Source organism: Priestia sp. SIMBA_032, assembly GCF_046535215.1.
Taxonomy (GTDB): domain Bacteria; phylum Bacillota; class Bacilli; order Bacillales; family Bacillaceae_H; genus Priestia; species Priestia aryabhattai.
In genome coordinates this window covers 1-253 of sequence record NZ_JAWRXD010001122.1, presented here as the reverse complement: position 1 = coordinate 253, position 253 = coordinate 1, and the positions used below count along the sequence as shown (strand labels likewise).

General features: G+C 62.8%; 1 protein-coding gene. It reads left to right on the top strand.

From position 1 onward, the window contains the following. Positions 1 to 56: 56 nt before the first annotated feature. A partial coding sequence (locus tag SB717_RS37825) for a hypothetical protein (protein WP_410908304.1) occupies positions 57 to 253 on the top strand: 197 nt, incomplete at its 3' end.

Here is a 253-nt window from a genome sequence, read left to right as displayed (position 1 = left end):
ACACCCCCAGCGTTGCCAACGCAAGCGAGTATGCCCGGATAGTCAGGGAGCGCGCCGTGGAGCGGGCTCTGTATGACCTGAGTGACCGAACGCTGGAGATCGCCCAGAGTGGCGGCGACATCCAAGACAAGATCGCGGCCGTGCAGGCAGCTGCCATGGCGATCGACACTGGCACCGATGGTGATGAGATCGTCAAGGCTGGTGATCTGATGGCAGAGCAGCTGGAGGTCTGGCAGGAGAGGCATGACCGCCT